The organism is Paenibacillus phytohabitans (assembly GCF_013141775.1).
Taxonomy (GTDB): domain Bacteria; phylum Bacillota; class Bacilli; order Paenibacillales; family Paenibacillaceae; genus Paenibacillus_AQ; species Paenibacillus_AQ phytohabitans.
In genome coordinates this window covers 90,280-110,086 of sequence record NZ_WHOB01000023.1, presented here as the reverse complement: position 1 = coordinate 110,086, position 19,807 = coordinate 90,280, and the positions used below count along the sequence as shown (strand labels likewise).

The following is a 19,807-nucleotide window of genomic DNA, read 5'->3' as shown; positions in this document are numbered from 1 at the left end:
ACCTGTTTATTGTTTAGTGGAAGGCTATGACATCTTTTGTTAGCTAAATGTAAAGGCTGTCATGATTTGTTTTTTACTTAGCCCTGACAATTTGCTATAATGAAAAGGTAAACAAAGGAGGAGTGCCCATGCAATTCAGCATTCGAGGTCAACAAATTGAAGTGACCGACGCTTTGAGAGACTATGTTGATAAGAAGCTCAGCAGACTTGAGAAGTATTTCGATGCACCCCCTACCTCAGAAGGATATGTGACGCTTGGCGTCGTTCGCGGGCTTCATACGGTGGAAGTTACAATCCCTCTGGCAGGTGTGACGCTTCGTGCGGAAGACCGCAGCGATGATATGTATGCATCCATCGATGCCGTAGTGGACAAGCTGGAACGTCAGATCCGCAAGCACAAGACCAAACTTAACCGCAAGTTCCGCCAGGAAGGCAGCTTGAAGACCTTGTTCGTAGAAGGTTCGGCCAGCGCCGTAGCTGTTGAGGATCAGGAACAGGATTATGATGATCTTGAGGTTGTGCGGAACAAACGCTTCACCTTGAAGCCTATGGATGTGGAAGAAGCGATTCTGCAAATGAACATGATTGGACATACATTCTTCGTGTTCTCCAATATCGACACTTCTGAAGTTAGCGTTGTTTACAAACGCGATGACGGCAAGTATGGTTTGATCGAACAGAACTAACCTGCTAACCGGAAATTGCTGGTATAAGGAAGGGCTTCCGTTTCAGCCTGACGTAGACAATTAGACGAGCCCCTATTCGCTTGAAGCGAATAGGGCTCTTGTGCGTATATACAGAAGGTAGAGTCAAGAATACCTGCATCTGTTCCTATGAAAAGGCATTATGCATAATAAGGTTGCGGCAGCTTGTATTGCGGCTTCTCTTACAAACTGTTACAATTTATGAAGCAGCGGAATCGAAATCATATATGGCCCTTTCAATTTGTTGAGGATGGGCTCGGTTCCACCATCTGTGTTGCATGAAAGGGGTTAACCATGCTAGGACTTGTTAAAAAAATATTTGGCGACGTTAATGAACGTGATGTCAAACGTCTCATGAAGACGGTCGAAGTAATCAATGGTTTGGAGCCGGATTTCGTATCGCTTACGGATGAAGAGCTGCAGGCTAAGACAGTAGAGTTCCGTGCCCGTCTTGAGAAGGGTGAAACCTTGGAAGAGATTCTTCCCGAGGCATTTGCAACCGTACGCGAAGCTTCCAAACGGACGCTGGGCATGCGGCATTTTGACGTTCAGTTAGTTGGGGGTATGGCGCTGCATGAAGGCCGGATCTCCGAAATGAAGACCGGGGAAGGCAAGACGCTGGTAGGTACACTGCCGGTATATCTGAATGCACTCTTGGGCAAAGGCGTGCATGTCGTAACCGTAAATGATTATCTGGCTCAGCGCGACAGCGCACAAATGGGGCAAATCTATAACTTTCTGGGCATGACGGTTGGGGTCAACCTCAACGGCATGGACCATAATGATAAACAAGCAGCATATGCCTGCGATATTACGTATGGCACGAATAATGAGTTTGGTTTTGACTATCTGCGTGACAACATGGTGCTCTATAAGGAACAGATGGTACAGCGTCCGCTGTATTTCTGTATTATTGACGAAGTCGATTCCATCCTCATCGATGAAGCCCGTACACCTCTGATCATTTCCGGACAAGCTGAGAAATCGACAGAGCTGTATTATGCGGCAGACCGTTTCGTGAAGAAGCTGACTGCTGAAGAAGACTACACTGTTGATATCAAGGTGAAGTCTGTTGCCTTAACCGAGAAGGGCGTTGCTGTAGCTGAGCGTGCTTTTGGCATAGAGAATCTGTATGATCACAGTCACGTTACGCTGAACCATCATATCGTACAAGCGCTGAAGGCGAATGCAATTATGCGCCGCGATGTAGATTATGTGGTCAACGAAGACGAGGTTATGATCGTCGATGAGTTCACGGGACGTCTAATGCAGGGCCGCCGTTACAGCGACGGGCTGCACCAGGCTATCGAAGCTAAGGAAGAGATTGAAGTCCAGAATGAGAGCATGACGCTGGCTACAATCACCTTCCAGAACTACTTCCGTATGTACCGCAAGCTAGGTGGAATGACCGGTACTGCGAAGACGGAAGAAGAGGAATTCAAGAAGATCTATGGTCTGGAAGTCCTCCAGGTACCTACCAACAAACCTAATCAGCGTGTCGATATGCCTGACGTGGTCTACAAAAGCGAGAATGGCAAGTTCAACGCTGTAGTCGCTGAAATTGTGGAACGCCACAAAAAGAATCAGCCGGTGCTTGTAGGTACGGTATCGATTGAGAACTCCGAACGCGTATCTGAAATGCTGAAGCGCAAAGGTGTCAGACACCAGGTGCTGAACGCGAAGCATCATGCTGCAGAAGCTGAAATCATCTCTTTTGCCGGTCAGCCGGGAACCGTAACGATTGCTACGAATATGGCTGGACGCGGTACGGATATCGTACTGGGCGAAGGCGTGACCGATCTTGGCGGTCTGCATATTATTGGTACAGAACGTCATGAATCACGCCGTATCGATAATCAGCTGCGCGGACGTGCCGGACGCCAGGGTGACCCGGGTTCCACACAGTTCTACCTGTCACTTGGGGATGAACTGATGAAACGTTTCGGCGCGGATAACGTGTTGAACATGATGGACCGCCTTGGATTCGAAGAAGATCAGCCGATTGAGAGCCGTATGATTACCAAAGCGGTTGAATCTGCCCAGAAACGGGTGGAAGGCAACAACTTTGATATCCGTAAAGTCGTATTGCAATATGATGACGTGATGAATCAGCAGCGTGAGATTATCTACAAACAGCGCCGCGAAATTCTCGAGTCTGACAATATCAAAGACATTGTAGTGGAAATGATCAAACCTGTCGTTGACCGTATTGTTAATGCCCACTGCAGTGACGATATCCCGGAAAACTGGGAGCTCCAGGAAGTTGCAGATTACGTGAACAGCAAATTGCTGGAGGAAGATTCACTGACCCGTGATGATCTATGGGGCAAAGAAGTAGAAGAAATCATCGAATTCATCTTTGGCCGTGTACTGGAGAAATATGCAGCACGTGAAGAACGTCTCGGTGCTGAGCTGGTGCGTGAATTCGAGAAGGTTATTGTACTTCGTTCCGTAGACAGCAAATGGATGGATCATATCGATGCCATGGATCAGCTTCGTCAAGGGATTCACCTCCGTGCTTACGGCGGTACCGATCCGCTTCGCGAATATCAGTTCGAAGGCTTCGAAATGTTCAATGCCATGACTGCGAACATTCAGGAAGAAGTGGCGACCTATATTATGAAGGCGCACATCGAGGCGAATCAGGAGCGTCAGTCGGTAGTGGAAGAAGATAAGATCTCCACGAACGCTGAGCCTGCTGAGAAACGTCCGGTGCATGTGGAATCTACAGTCGGCCGTAATGATCCATGCCCTTGCGGCAGCGGCAAGAAATACAAGAACTGTCACGGTCAGGCGTAAGAGAGAAGAAATTCAATTGTCTGATTCTGGTGGAATAGCGAGCAGGCATTAAATCTGCGAGCACGTTTCACCGTAATGCACTTCGAGTTTTGTTCACTGGCACTTAGGTTATAATGACAATAAAAGCGGCTGGGCCCGGGGGACTCCCCGTTTGCGGCCCGGCCGCTTTTTTGGATGATTGAAGGAATGGGTCGATTGCTTCAAGCGAAGCGAACGGATTGGCTCTTTAGAACTGAAATTGTGGTGGAAGTGACGGAGGGGAAGTTTGGAACTGTAGGAGCGTCAGTGTCCGCCTAAGAGCTTTCCGTAGGAAAGCTGGCTTCGAAAGCATATGCTAGGATTGAATTTCTACTGCGATGAGCAGTTTGAATGAGGAAATTCAATCCTAACAGCGGCCGGAAGTCCAAACATTCCCCGCAGTTACGGCGTACACCGATAGGCATTTCTTAAGAGCAATGATGCAGCGGCAGAAGCTGCATCTCCCCCTGTCCGCAAAACCTCCAAACCCAGCGGCCGGCGCAATATTTTATTTTGAAAGGTGATGTGATCCAAGTGATCGATCCTAATGTGAAGCAGGACCTGCGTGAAATAGGCAAGAAACTAACCAATCTTAGGGGGTCACTTTGACTTAGACCTTAAGCTGGAGATTATAGCGAACTTTGAAGAAAAGATGGCAGCGCCCGGGTTCTGGGATGAGCCGGAGAAGGCGCAAAGCGTTATTGGCGAGATGAACGCCGTGAAGTCGGTGGTCGATCAATACGATAAGCTGCAGCAGGATTATGACGATGCATCGATGATGGCGGAGCTGGCGGATGAAGAAGGCGATGACGCGCTTGCGTCTGAGATTGCCGGAACGATCCGCAGTGTAAGCAGCAGGGTAGATGAGTTCGAGCTGCAGCTGCTGCTCAATCAGCCGTACGATAAGCTGAATGCGATCCTGGAGCTGCATCCCGGTGCAGGCGGAACAGAATCCCAGGACTGGGGCCAGATGCTGCTGCGCATGTATACACGCTGGGCGGAGAAGCGGGGCTTCAAGGTAGATGTGCTCGATTATTTGCCGGGCGATGAGGCAGGCATCAAGAGTGTAACGCTGCTGATTAAAGGCTACAATGTATATGGATACCTGAAGGCGGAGAAGGGTGTTCACCGTCTGGTGCGCATTTCGCCTTTTGACTCTTCGGGCAGACGGCATACCTCCTTCGTATCCTGCGATGTGGTACCGGAGATTGCGGACGATGTGGAAGTAGATATCCGTACAGAGGATCTGAAGATTGATACGTACCGGGCCAGCGGCGCGGGCGGTCAGCATATCAATACTACGGACTCAGCGGTGCGGATTACCCACTTGCCAACCGGAGTCGTGGTAACTTGCCAGAATGAACGTTCGCAGATCAAGAACCGGGAACAAGCGATGAAGATGCTGCGTTCCAAGCTCTATGAGCGCAAAATCCAGGAGCAGCAGGCGCATCTCGATGAGATCCGCGGCGAACAATCGGAGATTGCCTGGGGCAGCCAGATTCGTTCCTATGTGTTCCACCCCTACAGCATGGTGAAAGATCACCGCACTTCTGTAGAAACGGGCAACGTCGGAGCGGTGATGGACGGCGACCTGGATGGCTTCATTGACGGCTACCTGCGCAGTCAGATTAAGACGGAAACTGAATAAGGGCATGGATATTCCTACGCGTCTTCGGAGGTGTAGGGATTTTTTTCTGAAAAGAATAACAAGGACAGTAAGATCACATCTAAGGAGCAGGGCATCCATGCAAAAAATCAATTCACGCAACAAACCTCCGCTCATCCCGCTAAACGGGCCGCTGCGTCATACAGTGGATATTGCGCTCATTCTGATCGGCTCGCTGATTACGGGGCTGGCGTTCAACCTGTTCTTCCTCCCGAACCAGATTGCTTCCGGCGGGGTATCGGGGTTATCCGTGCTTGCCGAGGCCTGGTTTGGGGCGGAGCCGGCTTTTACCCAGTGGGCGCTTAATATTCCGCTCTTTATTCTCGGGGTCATATTCCTCGGTAAACAGTACGGTATCCGCTCGCTGCTGGGGAGCTTTGTGCTGCCGCTGTTTATCTTCCTGACCAAGGATGGTCCGGTACCGACTACGAATCCGCTGCTTGCCTCTATATATGGAGGAATTGGTGTGGGTCTGGGGCTTGGCCTGGTCTTCCGCGGGCGCGGATCTACGGGCGGACTGACCATACTCGCGCAGATTATTCAAAAGCTTACCGGCTTCAGCTTCTCGCTGTCCGTCGTGCTGCTGGATGGTACGGTGATTACACTGGCTGCTTTTGTGCTGGGCATGGAACAGGCAATGTATGCACTGATCGGGCTGTTCGTGACGGGCAAGGTAATCAATGCGCTGGAGGTAGGCTTCAGCACCACGAAGGTAGCGTATATCATCTCCGATCAGACGGAGGATATCTCGCAGGCGATTCTGAATGATCTGGACCGCGGGCTGACCAAGCTGAATGCGCAAGGCGGCTACACCGGAGATAATCGTACCGTGCTGATGGCGGTGGTAGGCCAGAATGAAATTACGAGACTCAAGGCGATCGTCCGCTCGGTAGATCCGAGTGCATTTGTAATTATTACGGAAGCCCATGAAGTGCTGGGCGAAGGTTTCAAAAGAGAAGCGTAGACTCCCTTTAGGGGAGCTCTGCGCTTTTCTTTTGATAAAAGGCATGGCCATTTCCAGTGGGAATATCGGAATAAAGTTAACGTTACATGTTGTATTTATATTAATTCGGTCGTATAATAATACATATTTGCAGAACGGTTATTCACAGGTAATAATGATATAAAGCAGAAACGGGAAGCGGGGATGACAATGACAGGCAAGCTGAGAGCGGCGATTGTCGGATCAACGGGATATGGGGGCGTGGAGCTGATCAGGCTGCTGCAGAGCCACCCTGATATAGAGATTACTTCAGTAATATCTTCTTCGAGCGCCGGTGCGCCGATTGAGGAAGGCTTCCCTCATTTAACAGGGATTGTGCAGCGTAATCTGGATGGTGTGGACGCGGCAGAGATTGCCAACAGGGCGGATGTCGTATTCACAGCTACGCCTTCGGGAGTGAGCGCGAAGCTGGTGCCTCAGCTGCTCGAAGCCGGACTCAAGGTCGTCGACCTGTCCGGGGATTTCCGGTTGAAGGACGGCGCGGAGTATGAGCAGTGGTATAAGCATCCCGCTCCTCCGGAAGCTTATCTGCAGCAGGCGGTATACGGGTTATGCGAGGTATACGGCGAGCGTGCGGCCGGTGTGGATTTCATCTCTAATCCCGGCTGTTATCCCACAGCTACGCTGCTGGGACTGGTTCCGGCACTTGAGGCAGGCTGGATCAAACCGGACAGCATCATTATTGATGCGAAATCCGGGGTGTCCGGGGCAGGACGGGGAACGAGCCTGATGGTTCATTTTGCCGAGATCAATGAGAACTTCAAAGCCTACAAAATCAACAAACATCAGCACATCCCGGAAATTGAGCAGGTGCTTACGGATATCGCCGGGGAAAAAGTAACGGTAACGTTCACTACGCATCTTGTGCCGATGACCCGGGGAATTATGAGCACGATGTATGCCGGGCTGACCGGAGAACACAGCGAGCAGGAGCTCGTGGAGTTATACCGTAAGTATTATGCAGGCAGACCGTATGTGCGGGTGCGTGAGCCCGGAGTGGTTCCGGCGACGAAGGAAGTCAGCGGATCGAACTATTGCGACATCGGCTTCGCGACAGACGCACGTACCGGACGGGTCACCATTGTGTCGGTCATCGACAATATCGTTAAAGGCGCTGCAGGACAGGCGATTCAGAACCTGAATTTGATGATGGGATGGGAGGAAACCCGCGGTCTTGGCTACACACCAGTGTATCCATAAAGTGCAGCGGTCAAACTATAACATGAGCGAGAACAAACTATATACCGTCGTGGAAGGCGGAAGTATTACTACACCTAAGGGTTTCACTTCAGGAGGGCTGCATTGCGGTCTCAAAAAAACCGAACGTAACGACCTCGGAGCTATCCTCTGCGAGGTTCCGGCGACGGCTGCTGCGGTATTTACCACGAATGTTTTTCAGGCGGCTCCGCTGAAGGTGACACGGGAGAGTCTGGCGAACGGGACACTGCAGGCGGTAATCGTGAACAGCGGAAATGCCAATGCCTGCACAGGTGACCAGGGTGAAGCGGATGCGTATGAGATGCGCGCTGCAGCTGCCCGTTATTTGGGCGTGAACGAGCTGGATGTTGCGGTAGCCTCGACCGGGGTAATCGGAGAGCTGCTGAAGATGGACTGTGTGCGCAGCGGCATTGCCGGACTGCCGGAGAAGCTGGATGGCGGCGCTGCCGGTGCAGAGGAGTTCAGCCAGGCGATTCTCACAACGGATCTGGTCAAAAAAGAAAGCTGTGTCAAGCTGACGGTCGGCGGTTCAGAGGTATTGATCGCCGGCGCGGCTAAGGGTTCGGGGATGATTCATCCCAATATGGCGACGATGCTGGGCTTCATGACAACAGATGCTGTCATTGATGCCGAGGATTTGCTCAGCTTGCTGCGTAGCGCGACCAACTCTACTTTTAATATGATTACAGTGGATGGAGATACTAGCACGAATGATATGCTGGTCACTATGGCGAGCGGCCTGGCGGGGAATGAGAAGCTGACGCGGCTGCATCCGGATTGGGAGGCTTTTGCGGCGGCGTTCACGCATGTGTGCCGGAGTCTGGCGATGGCGATTGCCCGTGATGGGGAAGGCGCAACGAAGCTGATCGAAGTGCAGGTGAATGGTGCGGTGCATGATGAAGCTGCTGCAGCTATTGCCAAGACTGTCGTAGGATCGAGTCTGGTGAAGTCAGCGATCTTCGGGGCGGATGCCAACTGGGGACGGATTATCGCCGCTGTAGGCCGTGCGGGAGTGCCGGTATCGCCGGAGCAGGTAGACATTAAGCTGGGAGATATAGAGGTGCTGCGGACGTCGCGTCCGGTGGCTTTTGACGAAGAGAAGGCGCTGCATTATTTGCAAAAAAGTGATACCGTGCTGATCACCGTAACCTTGTCAGACGGAAGCGGAAGTGCTACAGCCTGGGGTTGCGACCTCACTTACGACTATGTGCGCATTAATGCCGCGTACCGCACCTGATCTGCGCTGGTTGGTGGCGGGCAGCGGCCGGAAGTCCAAATATTCACCGTAGTGACGACTGAGCTTTAAGTTAGTATCTTAAGTTCAGCTTATATAGGGAGGTAACTGAGAGATGACGTTTGAACCTATAGAGAAGCAGCCTGGCAGTGGCCTGTTCGTGATGAAATGCGGCGGGAGTACGCTGGCTGCGCTGCCGGATTCGTTCTTTGAGGATTTGCGGGAGCTGCAGCGAAGCGGGGTTCAGCCTGTCATTGTTCATGGCGGCGGTCCGGCGATCTCGGGGAATCTGGAGAAGCTTGGGATTGAGAGCAGCTTCGTAAACGGCCTGCGGGTGACGACGGAAGAAGTGCTCGATGTGGTAGAGATGACGCTGGCTGGAAGCATTAATAAGGCGATTGTCCGCCGGATTCAAGCCACCGGCGGGCAGGCGCTCGGATTATCCGGAGTTGACGGCAACCTGCTTATGGCGCGTCCGGTTGCGAACAGCGATGTATTGGGTATGGTGGGAGAAGTAACCGAGGTCAGAGCGGAGATTGTGACGGGTATCCTCGCGATGGGCTACATTCCTGTAATTGCACCTATCGGTGTGGACGGCGGTGGTCAGCGTTACAACATTAATGCGGATACAGCTGCCGGAGCGGTGGCATCTTTTGTGGAATCGCCTACTATGATCGTGGTTACGGATGTGCCGGGAATTATGCGTGTGCTGGACGGAGAGAAGGTTGTGCTCCCGTCTGTGACGGTGGCGCAGATTGAGGAACTGATTGCGGATGGTGAAATCTACGGCGGAATGATTCCTAAAGTGCGTGCTGCGATGGACTGCATTCAGGGCAAGGTGTCCGAGGTTGTCATTGTCGACGGCAAAGAGCCGAATGTGCTCAGCCGGGTGCTGCAGGGCGAAGAGCTGGGGACGCGGATTGTCCGATAATTATGCAGTTAGCAGCTTAGCTGCCGGAGTGGTATAGAGAGTGCAAGGTTGATCTGATTGGCATCTGGCAGATGGGTATCTGGTGTAGTGGAGAGTAAATTAGAAGCGCTGACGGTAATCCGGCAGCAGCATGGTGGGAGAGTGACTGAGAATGAGTGAGCTTACACAGGCAGATAAGGATTCTTTGACGGGGGCGCCGCAGGAACGTTCTGTAGAAACGAAGGAACAGGGGGCCGCTGCTGCTCCTGCCAAGCTGAGTGCGGTATTCCCGTCGTACGCCAGATATGATATTAGTCTGGTCAAGGGCAAGGGCAGCTGGGTGTGGGATGATCAGGGGAACAAATATCTGGATTTCATGTGCGGGCTCGCTGTAACCAGCCTGGGCCATGCCCCGGAGAAGGTAGGCGCGAAGCTGAAGGAACAGATTGATACGCTGTGGCATGTCTCGAACCTGTTCCACATTCCGGGCCAGGACCGGGTTGCTGCGCTGCTTACAGATAACAGCTGCGCGGACCAGGTATTCTTCTGCAATAGCGGAGCGGAAGCGAATGAAGCAGCGATTAAGCTGGCGCGCCGGTATCACCAGAAGGTGAAGGGTGCGGACCGCTACGAAGTAATCACGTTCGAGCAGTCCTTCCACGGCCGCACGCTGGCTACACTGACAGCAACAGGGCAGGCGAAGGTAAAAGAAGGCTTCCTGCCGCTTCCGGCAGGCTTCAAGACCGTGCCTCTCCATGATCTGGAGGCGCTGAAAGCTGCAATTACGGAGCATACGGCAGCAATCATGCTGGAGATGGTGCTGGCCGAGGGCGGTGTAATTGAGGTGCAGCAGGATTTCTTGGACGCTGTAGTCGCGCTGTGCAAGGAACATGGGCTGTTGCTGATCGTAGACGAAGTACAGACTGGTATGGGCCGTACCGGCAAGCTGTTCGCCCATCAGCATTACGGCATTGAGCCGGATATCTTCACCTTGGCCAAAGGCGTGGCCAGCGGTTTCCCGGCAGGTGTTATGCTGGGCAAGGGTTACCTTCGTGAAGCGTTCAGCCCGGGCAGTCATGCGACTACCTTCGGCGGCACACCGCTGGCGGCAGCGGTTATGGAAGCAACGATTGAGACGATGCTGGAAGACGGGCTGGCGCAGCGGGCTGCTGAGATGGGCGATTATCTGACCGGTTTGCTTAGAGAGAAGCTGGCGGACACTGCGTTCGTGAAGGATATCCGCGGCAAAGGCCTGCTGATCGGAATCGAATGTGCAGAACCAGTGGCAGAGATTGTGCTGGCCGGACAGAAACGCGGATTGCTGTTCGTTCAAGCTGGACCGAATGTCGTTCGCCTGCTACCTAATTTATACGTAACCCGCGAGGAGATCGACCAGGCGGTGGACATCCTTTCGGAACTAATTCATACTTATGCTAACAAAGGAAACGGGGAGGCAGATTCATGAGTCAGGGAACAACGGGCGTTACAGAGGCTATTGCCGCACAGCTCAAGGGACGTGATCTTCTGGAGCTGAATGATTACAGCCCGGAGGAAATCACGTATTTGATTGATTTGGCGATTGAGCTGAAACGCAAAGCCAAGAATGGCGAAGTCTACCAGCCGCTGCTGGGTAAGACGATCGGTCTTATATTCGAGAAATCCTCTACCCGTACACGTGTGTCGTTTGAAGTGGGGATGTATCAGCTGGGCGGTCATGCGCTGTTCCTCAGCAAAAATGATATCCAGCTCGGCCGCGGTGAGACGGTTGGTGATACGGCGCAGGTGATGTCGCGTTATCTGGACGGTATCATGATCCGTACCTTCGGCCATGATAAAGTGGAAGAATTGGCCCGTTATGCATCCGTTCCGGTTATCAACGGCCTGAGCGATCTGGCGCATCCGTGCCAGGTGCTGGCGGATTACCAGACCGTGTACGAGCACAAGGGCAAGCTGAAGGGCTTGAAGCTCGCGTATATCGGTGACGGCAACAACATGGCGCATTCCCTGCTGATCGGCGGTGCCAAGCTGGGCGTACATGTCTCGATTGCCGGACCGGAAGGATATGAGCCAGATGAGGCTGTAGTGGCCGAGGCGCGCGAGATCGCTGAGGGGACAGGTTCGGTCATCACCGTTACCCGCAGCCCGCAGGAGGCGGTACAGGACGCTGATGTGATCTATACGGATGTATGGGCGAGCATGGGCTTCGAAGCCGAGCAGCTGGCGCGTGAGGCGGCGTTCAAGGATTATCAGGTCAACGAGGAGCTCGTGAAGGGTGCCAAAAGCGACTATCTGTTCCTGCACTGCCTGCCGGCCCACCGTGAGGAAGAGGTCAGCACCGGTGTCATCGACGGACCGAACTCCGTCATCTTCGATCAGGCGGAGAACCGCCTGCATGCGCAGAAGGCGCTTATGGCTGCTTTGATGGGCTAGACTAGTACAACCAGAACTAAAGAAGTAATTTAATACAACAAAGAAGCAATTGATGTATTCAGATCCAAGTGAAATTCAGTGATAGTTGTATACTGTGCAATTAAAAACAGCGAAAAGGGAGGCTTGCCTCTTATAACTGTAGTCTGTACAACTAAATCTGCCCGAATTGGTGAAAACCGCGTACAACTGGCAGTTTAATTGTACGAAATACAACTAAATGGATAATCGGTTGGAAATCAGACGATTTAGTTGTATAAAGTACAATTAAGCCTGCATATATACCGTAATCGGGTTACTGCAAACCCTCAGCAGCCAATTACCAAAGTAGTTTTTCTAGTTTAAATCTGACATTCTACTAGGCCTATGTAAGTTCTGTTAGTTGTTTGAATCGTAGAGTAAAACAGGGGTAATCCTGTTTGGATCTTATCTTATATACAAACCTATATAAGATGAACTGGATTGAAATAAGAGGGGGAGAAGGATCGAAAGGGAATTTTGGAACTGTAGGAGCGTTAGCGTCCGCCTTTGTCTCCGGATATTGTCCGCCGCTACGCGGTATATTCAAAGATATCTGGAGACAACAGCGGCCGAAAGTCCAAATATTCTCTGCAGTGACGTCCAGAACCCGATTATGAGATTGCAGTTGATCTTATAACACCCCCCATACTGAAAGGAAGTTGCACCCCCATGGCAAAAGAAAAAATCGTCCTCGCCTATTCAGGCGGATTGGATACCTCAGTCATTCTGAAATGGCTGAAAGAAACCTATGACGCGGAGATTATTGCTTTTACAGCCGATATCGGCCAAAAGGAAGAGCTGGACGGCCTGGAGGAGAAAGCCCTTGCCACCGGTGCCTCCAAAGTCTACATTGATGATCTGCGCGACGAATTCGCGAATGATTTCATCTACCCGATGTTCCAGTCGGGTGCGCTTTATGAAGGCCAATACCTGCTGGGCACAAGTATCGCCCGTCCGCTGATTGCTAAGCGTATGGTGGACATCGCCATCGCCGAAGGCGCAACTGCTATTGCTCACGGGGCAACCGGCAAAGGGAATGACCAGGTGCGTTTCGAATTGAACGCCGCAGCCTTGTCCCCAAGCATCAAAGTGATTGCTCCTTGGCGTCTTGAAGAGTTCCGTAACCAGTTCCCGGGACGCGCGGAAATGATCGCTTACGCTGAAGCCAACGGTATTCCGGTACAAGCATCAGCAGCGAAGCCGTATTCGATGGACCGTAACCTGTTACATATCAGCTATGAGAGCGGCGTGCTGGAAGATCCTTGGTTTGATCCAAGCGCACCGGAGAACAAAGAAATGTTCCTGCTGTCAAATGCGCCGGAAGATGCTCCGGATGAAGCGGAATATCTGGAGCTGGACTTCCTGAAGGGCGACTGTGTAGCGCTGAACGGCGAACCGTTATCGCCGCTGCAAGTCATGGAGAAGTTGAATGAGCTCGGCGGCAAGCATGGCATTGGACGCGTCGATATGGTGGAGAACCGTTTTGTCGGCATGAAGAGCCGCGGCGTGTACGAAACACCTGGCGGCACGATCCTGTTCACCGCTCACCGCAAAATGGAGTCGATCACCATGGACCGTGAAGTCATGAACCTGCGCGACAGTCTGATCACCCGTTACAGCACGCTTGTGTATAATGGCTTCTGGTTCGCTCCTGAACGGCTTGCCTTGCAGGCTCTGGTGAAGGAAAGCCAGAAGAACGTAACCGGTACTGTACGCGTCAAGCTGTACAAGGGCAATATCATTGGGGCCGGTGTGAAGAGTCCGGTCAGCCTGTACAACCCGGATATCGCTACTATGGAAGCAGATCCTACACAGGCATATGATCAGGGAGATGCCACTGGCTTCATCCGTCTGAACGCTCTGCGCCTAAAGGTATCGGCTGGCGTAGCAGAGTCCAACAAGTAGCAGCATGTAGCTCTTAGCGGTTTTTCAAAATATAAGAATTTATAAAGTATCACACAATATAAGCGGACAGAAGAAGGCCGTTCCTCCCATCCGGACAGGGGCGGCCCTTCTAACGTCAATCGAGGAGGAAACAACAGGTGAGCAAGCTGTGGGGCGGACGTTTTACCAAGGGAACGAACAAGCTGGTGGAGGAGTATACGGCTTCCATCGGATTCGATAAGGCACTTGCAGAAGAGGATGTGCAGGGCAGTCTGGCGCATGTCACGATGCTGGGCAAATGCGGGATTCTGCCGCAAAATGATGTGGAGACGATCAAGAACGGACTGAATAAGGTACTGGATAAGGTGCGTGCGGGAGAGATTGTGTTCTCCGTAGCCGATGAAGATATTCATATGAATATTGAAAAGAATCTGATCGAAGAGATCGGTCCGGTCGGCGGCAAGCTGCACACCGGCCGCAGCCGTAACGATCAGGTAGCGACGGATATGCATCTCTACTTGCGTAACCGTGTAGTAGAGCTGGTGGCTCTCCTGCATGAGCTGCAGGAAGCGCTGATCGGGCAAGCCAAGGACAATGTGGAGACCATTGTTCCGGGCTACACCCATCTGCAGCGCGCTCAGCCAATTCTGTTCGCGCATCATCTGCTGGCTTATGTATCCATGTTCCGCCGCGATGCGGAGCGCCTGACCGACAGCTACAAGCGGATCAACGTGCTGCCGCTGGGTGCAGGGGCGCTGGCGGGAACGACGTTCCCGATTGACCGCCACTTCGTGGCAGAGCAGCTGGGCTTCGACAGCGTCTATGAGAACAGCCTGGACGCCGTCAGCGACCGAGACTTCATCGTTGAGTTCCTGGCCAACGCAGCGCTGGTGATGACTCACCTGTCCCGGCTCAGCGAAGAGCTGGTGCTGTGGAGCAGCACGGAGTTCAGCTTCGTAGAGCTGGACGATGCCTTCTGCACCGGCAGCAGCATCATGCCGCAGAAGAAGAACCCGGATGTGCCGGAGCTTGTGCGCGGCAAGACAGGCCGTGTCTACGGCAACCTGATCGGACTGCTGACCGTGCTCAAATCGCTGCCGCTGGCCTACAACAAGGATATGCAGGAAGACAAGGAAGGCATGTTCGATACGGTTGCCACGCTGACAGGAGCGCTGCAGCTGTTCGCGCCGATGATCTCCACGATGAAGGTGAACAAGGCGCGGATGCGCGAAGCCGTGAATACCGATTTCTCTAACGCGACCGATATCGCTGACTTCCTGGTGGGCAAGGGTTTGCCTTTCCGTCAGGCGCATGAAGTTATCGGCAAGACGGTATTGTACTGCATTAACGAAGGCAAATTCCTGCTGGATCTGACGCTGGAGGAATTCAAGCAGTTCTCGCCGCTGTTCGATGACCAGATCTACGGTGTATTGCAGCCGGAGGCGGTTGTGAACGCCCGTAACGTATACGGCGGCACAGCTACTGTTCAGGTGCAGGCAGCCATTGAACGGGCCGAGGCGGCTCTGCTGGCCGCCAATGAATGGGTTGTGCAGCATGGGAATGCTGCACAATAAGAAGCAGCTAAGCTGGCAGCGGATATAACTGAATCAACAAGTGGAAACGGCTGTGCTGTCCTTTAATAAGGACGGTATCGTTTCAGCGAGAAAGATAAGGAGCATTTATTGTGCAAAGCATATAAATTCTTATCTTTTCAAAAAGACTGTCCTCTACCGCATCGATAGGATGCGGGAGGACAGTCTTTTTTTGCAGGGAATAAAGTTATAATTCACTTGCGTGGCGGGTACCCGCTTACAAGTCAGCGGACTTTACTTTGCCCAGTGGCAGCCAGTTCAGTACATCACGGATCTTGGTATCCCAATATCCCCATTCATGCTCGCCCGGCCCTTCCTCGTAAGTCAGTGACAGCTTGGTCTTGGAGCAGGCCTTACGGAACGTCTGATTGTCCTCATAGAGGAAATCTTCGGTGCCGCAGCACTGATAGAGAAGGGGCTTCGGCCCTTTGGAGCGGTCCACTTCCTTCAATAACCACAGCAGGTCTTCAGATGTGCCGGCAATGTCCTTGTCTCCATAAATCTGCACATATTCTTTAGTCTTCTGCGCGGGATCTTCCCCGTTCAAGAAATTATGTGCCATATCCAGCGCACCCGACAGACTCGCGGCAGCAGCCCAGTCTTCCGGCTTGCGCAGCCCCAGCTTCATCGCTCCATAACCGCCCATCGACAGCCCGGCTACGAAGTTATCCTCGCGTTTTGCTGACAACGGGAAGAACGAACGGGCCAGCGCCGGCAGCTCCTCACTGATAAATGTCCAATACCGCCCGCCTGCCGCCATGTCCGTGTAGAAGCTGCGGTGGACCTGAGGCATAACAACGGCAATGCCCATCTGTGCTACATAACGCTCTATCGAGGTCCGGCGCAGCCAGATCGAATCATCATCAGATAAGCCGTGCAGCAAGTATAGCGTAGGGTGAAGATTCCCCCGTGACACGTTGCTCATTCCGATCTGTGTAGTGGTCTGCTGCGGCAGAATCACGGTCATCGAGGTGTTCAGCCCCAGCACTTCCGAATAAAACTTGCATTCGATTAAAGCCATTTGCATATCCCCTTTCAGCCCAAATAATAGCACAGCCGCTAAACGATATAAATTGTAGAAATCTCTAGATTTATTCCTTGCAAGCATTGCTGGTGCCGGAGTTGAAAGAATATAATGGAAGTAGGTAGAAAGATTCAGAGAAACGGAAAAGGTGCAGGACTCAAGACCGATGATTGAATCCAATAGAGCATAGGGAGCGAACAGGATGTCTTGGAGAGACAAGTGGAACCGAAACCGTGAGCGGGGCAGGGAAGAGGGATTTACGCTGATTGAGGTGCTGGCAGCCATCGTGATTTTGTCGATAGTTTCTCTGGTGCTAACCTCCTACTTCACCAATGCGCTGTCCTATTCGAAATCGAACCAGAATAAGACGATCATGGTCAATCTGGCGCGTAATGCGCTGTTTTATATGGAGAAGCAGGATTTTGAGAAGCTTGAGCTTTATTTCAGAGGGAAGCCCGGATCAGGAGCCCAACCTCAGATCATAGGACATCCGGCGATTCAAGCTGCTGGCTGTGTGCCGTTGACACCCACTGTAAGCTGCAGTGTCTATAGTACTGCGGTTAGTGATGTGACCACTTTGGCGAAGGTACTGAATCCTACTATAAATAACGTCAATTATCATATAGATATTGAATATCAGTCGTCCTTGCATCAAGGGATGATCGGCTCCTCCGATCCGGTTGAACAAGCCACTGCGGAGTTTCTTTTGCCGGTTCGAATTAAAGTAAAGGATTCAGGCAAGGGTGGGACTAATGTCAAGGAGACAGTTGTGGAGGGGTATATTACCGATGAGAAAATTCGTTGATCTTCTCCGCAGGGAACAGGGTTTCACACTTATTGAGCTTATTGCGGCGCTCTCTTTGTTCTCCCTGGTATCCGGACTGATCTATGGCGTGATGATGTTTGGTGTGCAGAGTTATCAGAGAGTTACGATGGAGAATACATTAAGGGATGAAAGTGACCTGTTGATGTCTGCTATTATTACTGAAATCTATACCTTTGCTCCAAGTACTGTGCGTTCAGGCACGAATCAAACTATATTTCTACAGAGAGACAATATCAATGGAGGAACCGATGAGGTGGAAATTGGAATAGCGGGCGGACAGTTGGTGATTAACGAGATTCCTGCATCAAACCCGGGAACCCCAGATCCTGCAGATTCTCTAGCTACTCCGGTACCAGCGGATACCTACAATACGCGTACTTCGACTGATTCGAAGCTGGGTCCAGCTTCCTCCATCACTCTGGAATGCAGTGCGAATACAATACAGCCATGTGAGAGTGGTTTGTTGAATATTAATCTTTCACTGGTCTTACAACGCGGGGACAATACACGGCAGCTCAATCTTGAGAGCAAATTCGGATTCTAGGGGCGGTGGGCTGAAATGGAATTTAGCAAAAAGAAAAATGGCAGCTTGTCTCGGTTTGTCGCCAAAATAGAGTCGGAACGCGGTTCTGCTCTTGTACTGGTCATGTTCGTGGTGCTGCTCCTTACAATCCTTGGTTTGGCGGTTCTTGGTGCAACAGTTGGGGGAGCCCAGCGAAGTGAGACGAGGGAGAATGATGTGCAGTCGCTGCATCTTGCCCAGAAGGGACTTAATGAAGCTGCTGCCTACATCCAATCTGAGCTGCAGGGACTCAAGCTGGAGGATATTGATCCGCAAAGCTTGGGAGATATTCTCGGGAAATTGGATGACAATAAATCGAGCCTGAAAGTAGCTACGGAATTGCAGTCTACCAGTAGCGGTTCGGTTGATGGTATTGAATACGATGATACTAAGAACAAACAGGTAGGAAAACAGTCCATTAAATATACGATTACTATTAGTTCCAAGGCTGTGGTTAACGGGGTGGAGCGGACATTGAGGCAGCAGGTTATTATAGACAGCTATCCGGACTTCCTTAAGTATGTGTTCGGTTCACAAAAGACGCTTAGACTTAATGGATCGCCTATCCTCAAAGGCAATGTATATGCGGGGGAGAAGCTGCTAGTAACCAATACACCTTGGTATACATATTTGGGAAGGCGATATCCTGAGGTCACCAAGGGTTTCCCTAGGATCACCAGTAATGCTGATGGATCGGCTTTGGGTGAGGTACATGTCCAGTCAATAAGCAGTATTAAATACAAGGAGAGATCTCAGCCGGTTACTTCCGAAGATCAAGAAAGCGATATGACCTCTCTTCCTGAGACGGAGAACGAAAGGAATGACATTTTAAATAAGATCCTGCATGTGAATTCGTCTAATATCAAAATTAAAGAGAAGAACAAATTTGTCCAGATCAACGTAGAGGAGTCGTTCTTCGATAAGCTGGCACAGGGCCTAACCCTCTCAAAAGATGAGGCTGCTCAAAAAACATTAAGAAACAGCATGCGTACGCAATATAAGCTGGGCATTGCAAACCTTAACTCATGGATCGTTGCCCGTCCTGAAGTTACACATATTCAAGGAATGCCGGTAGCTCCGGTCAAGGTACTTCCGGATGCTGAGGAAGCTGTCGTTGAGCAGTACGAAAAGGATTTGAATGATTACAATATGAAACTCCAGCAGTTGGAGACTCTGGATTCTACTATGATCTTTAATGGGAATTTGGTCGTTGATGGTTTGGCCTATAAGAAACTGTTCTATCCGCCGGAAACGTCTACTCAAAATGACCCCAAAAGCGGAGAGTTGCCACGCTGGTTCATAGTAGCCGGGAATTTGGAGATTAATAACTTTACAGCGGATTTTTTACCGGTCCGGGGCAATATATTAGTTACAGGTAATGTGAAAATCAAAGGGAATGTTGAATTCGATTCGACGATGCTGGTGTTGGGGGAGACGACTGTAGAAGATGCCAACATAAAGGGCATACGAAGCAGTAACGGATCGAATAATGAGGAGACTAAAGAACTGGTACTGATCTCCAAAGGGAAAGTGCTTATAAACCGCCTGCATGCCTTTGCTGTAAACGAACCAAGCGTAGAAGAAACGATGGAAGCTTTTTTCTACACAGACTCCAGCGGAGAATTGTATGGCGTAGGTTCTATGTTCCACCTGATAGGCGGGTTTTTCGCCAAAGGCAACCTGACAGTTAATGCAGTCACGGGGAAAGTTGTAGAGCCTGATCCACTTACAGGCGGGGGCCTTGTCATTTCACAGACACCTGCGCCTGAACGTTTTGTAATTGATTATAAACCGGATATTTATGAGAATCAGCAGTCCAGCTTACCCAGAGTACAAACCGTTAATGTAAATGTCGGACCTATGCAACTGGTGAACTGAAGAGCTGCAATAAAAAAGGAGCCATTTCGCGGCAGTATCAA

At 51.4% G+C, this 19,807-nt stretch carries 15 protein-coding genes; 14 read left to right on the top strand and 1 reads right to left on the bottom strand.

The features are described 5' to 3' along the window. Nucleotides 1–128: 128 nt before the first annotated feature. From hpf to argH, 11 genes are all read left to right on the top strand, one after another. The gene (gene hpf / locus GC101_RS10065; protein WP_042140221.1) at nt 129–686 is read left to right on the top strand and encodes a ribosome hibernation-promoting factor, HPF/YfiA family; all 558 of its coding nucleotides are present in this window, start codon (nt 129–131) and stop codon (nt 684–686) included. 312 nt (nt 687–998) lie between these two features. After that, nucleotides 999–3,503: a preprotein translocase subunit SecA gene (gene secA / locus GC101_RS10060; RefSeq protein ID WP_076246415.1), complete on the top strand. Its 2,505-nt coding sequence runs from the start codon at nt 999–1,001 to the stop codon at nt 3,501–3,503. Nucleotides 3,504–4,055: 552 nt separating this feature from the next. Next, a protein-coding gene (gene prfB / locus GC101_RS10055; protein ID WP_340985084.1) for a peptide chain release factor 2 occupies nt 4,056–5,169 on the top strand; the annotation gives its coding sequence in 2 pieces (ribosomal slippage) (nt 4,056–4,127 and nt 4,129–5,169; 1,113 coding nt in all). 97 nt (nt 5,170–5,266) lie between these two features. Beyond that, nucleotides 5,267–6,151, top strand: a complete 885-nt coding sequence (locus tag GC101_RS10050) for a YitT family protein (RefSeq protein ID WP_042140219.1) — start codon at nt 5,267–5,269, stop codon at nt 6,149–6,151. A gap of 189 nt (nt 6,152–6,340) precedes the next feature. After that, on the top strand, nt 6,341–7,390 hold the full coding sequence (argC, locus tag GC101_RS10045; RefSeq protein ID WP_171717135.1) for an N-acetyl-gamma-glutamyl-phosphate reductase: 1,050 nt from the start codon (nt 6,341–6,343) through the stop codon (nt 7,388–7,390). A gap of 22 nt (nt 7,391–7,412) precedes the next feature. After that, nucleotides 7,413–8,645: a bifunctional ornithine acetyltransferase/N-acetylglutamate synthase gene (gene argJ, locus GC101_RS10040; RefSeq protein WP_171717190.1), complete on the top strand. Its 1,233-nt coding sequence runs from the start codon at nt 7,413–7,415 to the stop codon at nt 8,643–8,645. A gap of 112 nt (nt 8,646–8,757) precedes the next feature. Continuing rightward, complete coding sequence (gene argB / locus GC101_RS10035) at nt 8,758–9,573, top strand: acetylglutamate kinase (protein ID WP_171717134.1); 816 nt, start codon at nt 8,758–8,760, stop codon at nt 9,571–9,573. Between the two features lie 151 nt (nt 9,574–9,724). Next, nucleotides 9,725–11,017: an acetylornithine transaminase gene (argD, locus tag GC101_RS10030; protein ID WP_246354262.1), complete on the top strand. Its 1,293-nt coding sequence runs from the start codon at nt 9,725–9,727 to the stop codon at nt 11,015–11,017. Then, complete coding sequence (argF, locus tag GC101_RS10025) at nt 11,014–11,982, top strand: ornithine carbamoyltransferase (RefSeq protein WP_171717133.1); 969 nt, start codon at nt 11,014–11,016, stop codon at nt 11,980–11,982. The genes argD and argF overlap by 4 nt, the downstream gene beginning before the upstream one ends. Nucleotides 11,983–12,669: 687 nt before the next feature. After that, nucleotides 12,670–13,905: an argininosuccinate synthase gene (locus GC101_RS10020; RefSeq protein WP_039302739.1), complete on the top strand. Its 1,236-nt coding sequence runs from the start codon at nt 12,670–12,672 to the stop codon at nt 13,903–13,905. A 137-nt stretch (nt 13,906–14,042) separates the two neighbouring features. Then, nucleotides 14,043–15,458, top strand: a complete 1,416-nt coding sequence (argH, locus tag GC101_RS10015; RefSeq protein ID WP_171717132.1) for an argininosuccinate lyase — start codon at nt 14,043–14,045, stop codon at nt 15,456–15,458. A gap of 235 nt (nt 15,459–15,693) precedes the next feature. Here argH and GC101_RS10010 read toward each other — a convergent pair whose 3' ends face one another. Further along, complete coding sequence (locus tag GC101_RS10010; protein ID WP_171717131.1) at nt 15,694–16,497, bottom strand: alpha/beta hydrolase; 804 nt, start codon at nt 16,495–16,497, stop codon at nt 15,694–15,696. 205 nt (nt 16,498–16,702) lie between these two features. Between GC101_RS10010 and GC101_RS10005 the strand changes: the two genes are divergently transcribed. The 3 genes from GC101_RS10005 to GC101_RS09995 are packed head-to-tail and all read left to right on the top strand — an operon-like array spanning nt 16,703 to nt 19,766. Further along, complete coding sequence (locus GC101_RS10005; protein ID WP_171717129.1) at nt 16,703–17,305, top strand: type IV pilus modification PilV family protein; 603 nt, start codon at nt 16,703–16,705, stop codon at nt 17,303–17,305. Beyond that, the gene (locus tag GC101_RS10000; RefSeq protein WP_171717127.1) at nt 17,289–17,870 is read left to right on the top strand and encodes a PulJ/GspJ family protein; all 582 of its coding nucleotides are present in this window, start codon (nt 17,289–17,291) and stop codon (nt 17,868–17,870) included. The genes GC101_RS10005 and GC101_RS10000 overlap by 17 nt, the downstream gene beginning before the upstream one ends. A 15-nt stretch (nt 17,871–17,885) precedes the next feature. Then, nucleotides 17,886–19,766 (top strand): hypothetical protein, encoded by a 1,881-nt coding sequence (locus GC101_RS09995; RefSeq protein ID WP_171717126.1) that lies wholly within the window; start codon nt 17,886–17,888, stop codon nt 19,764–19,766. Nucleotides 19,767–19,807 lie beyond the last annotated feature (41 nt).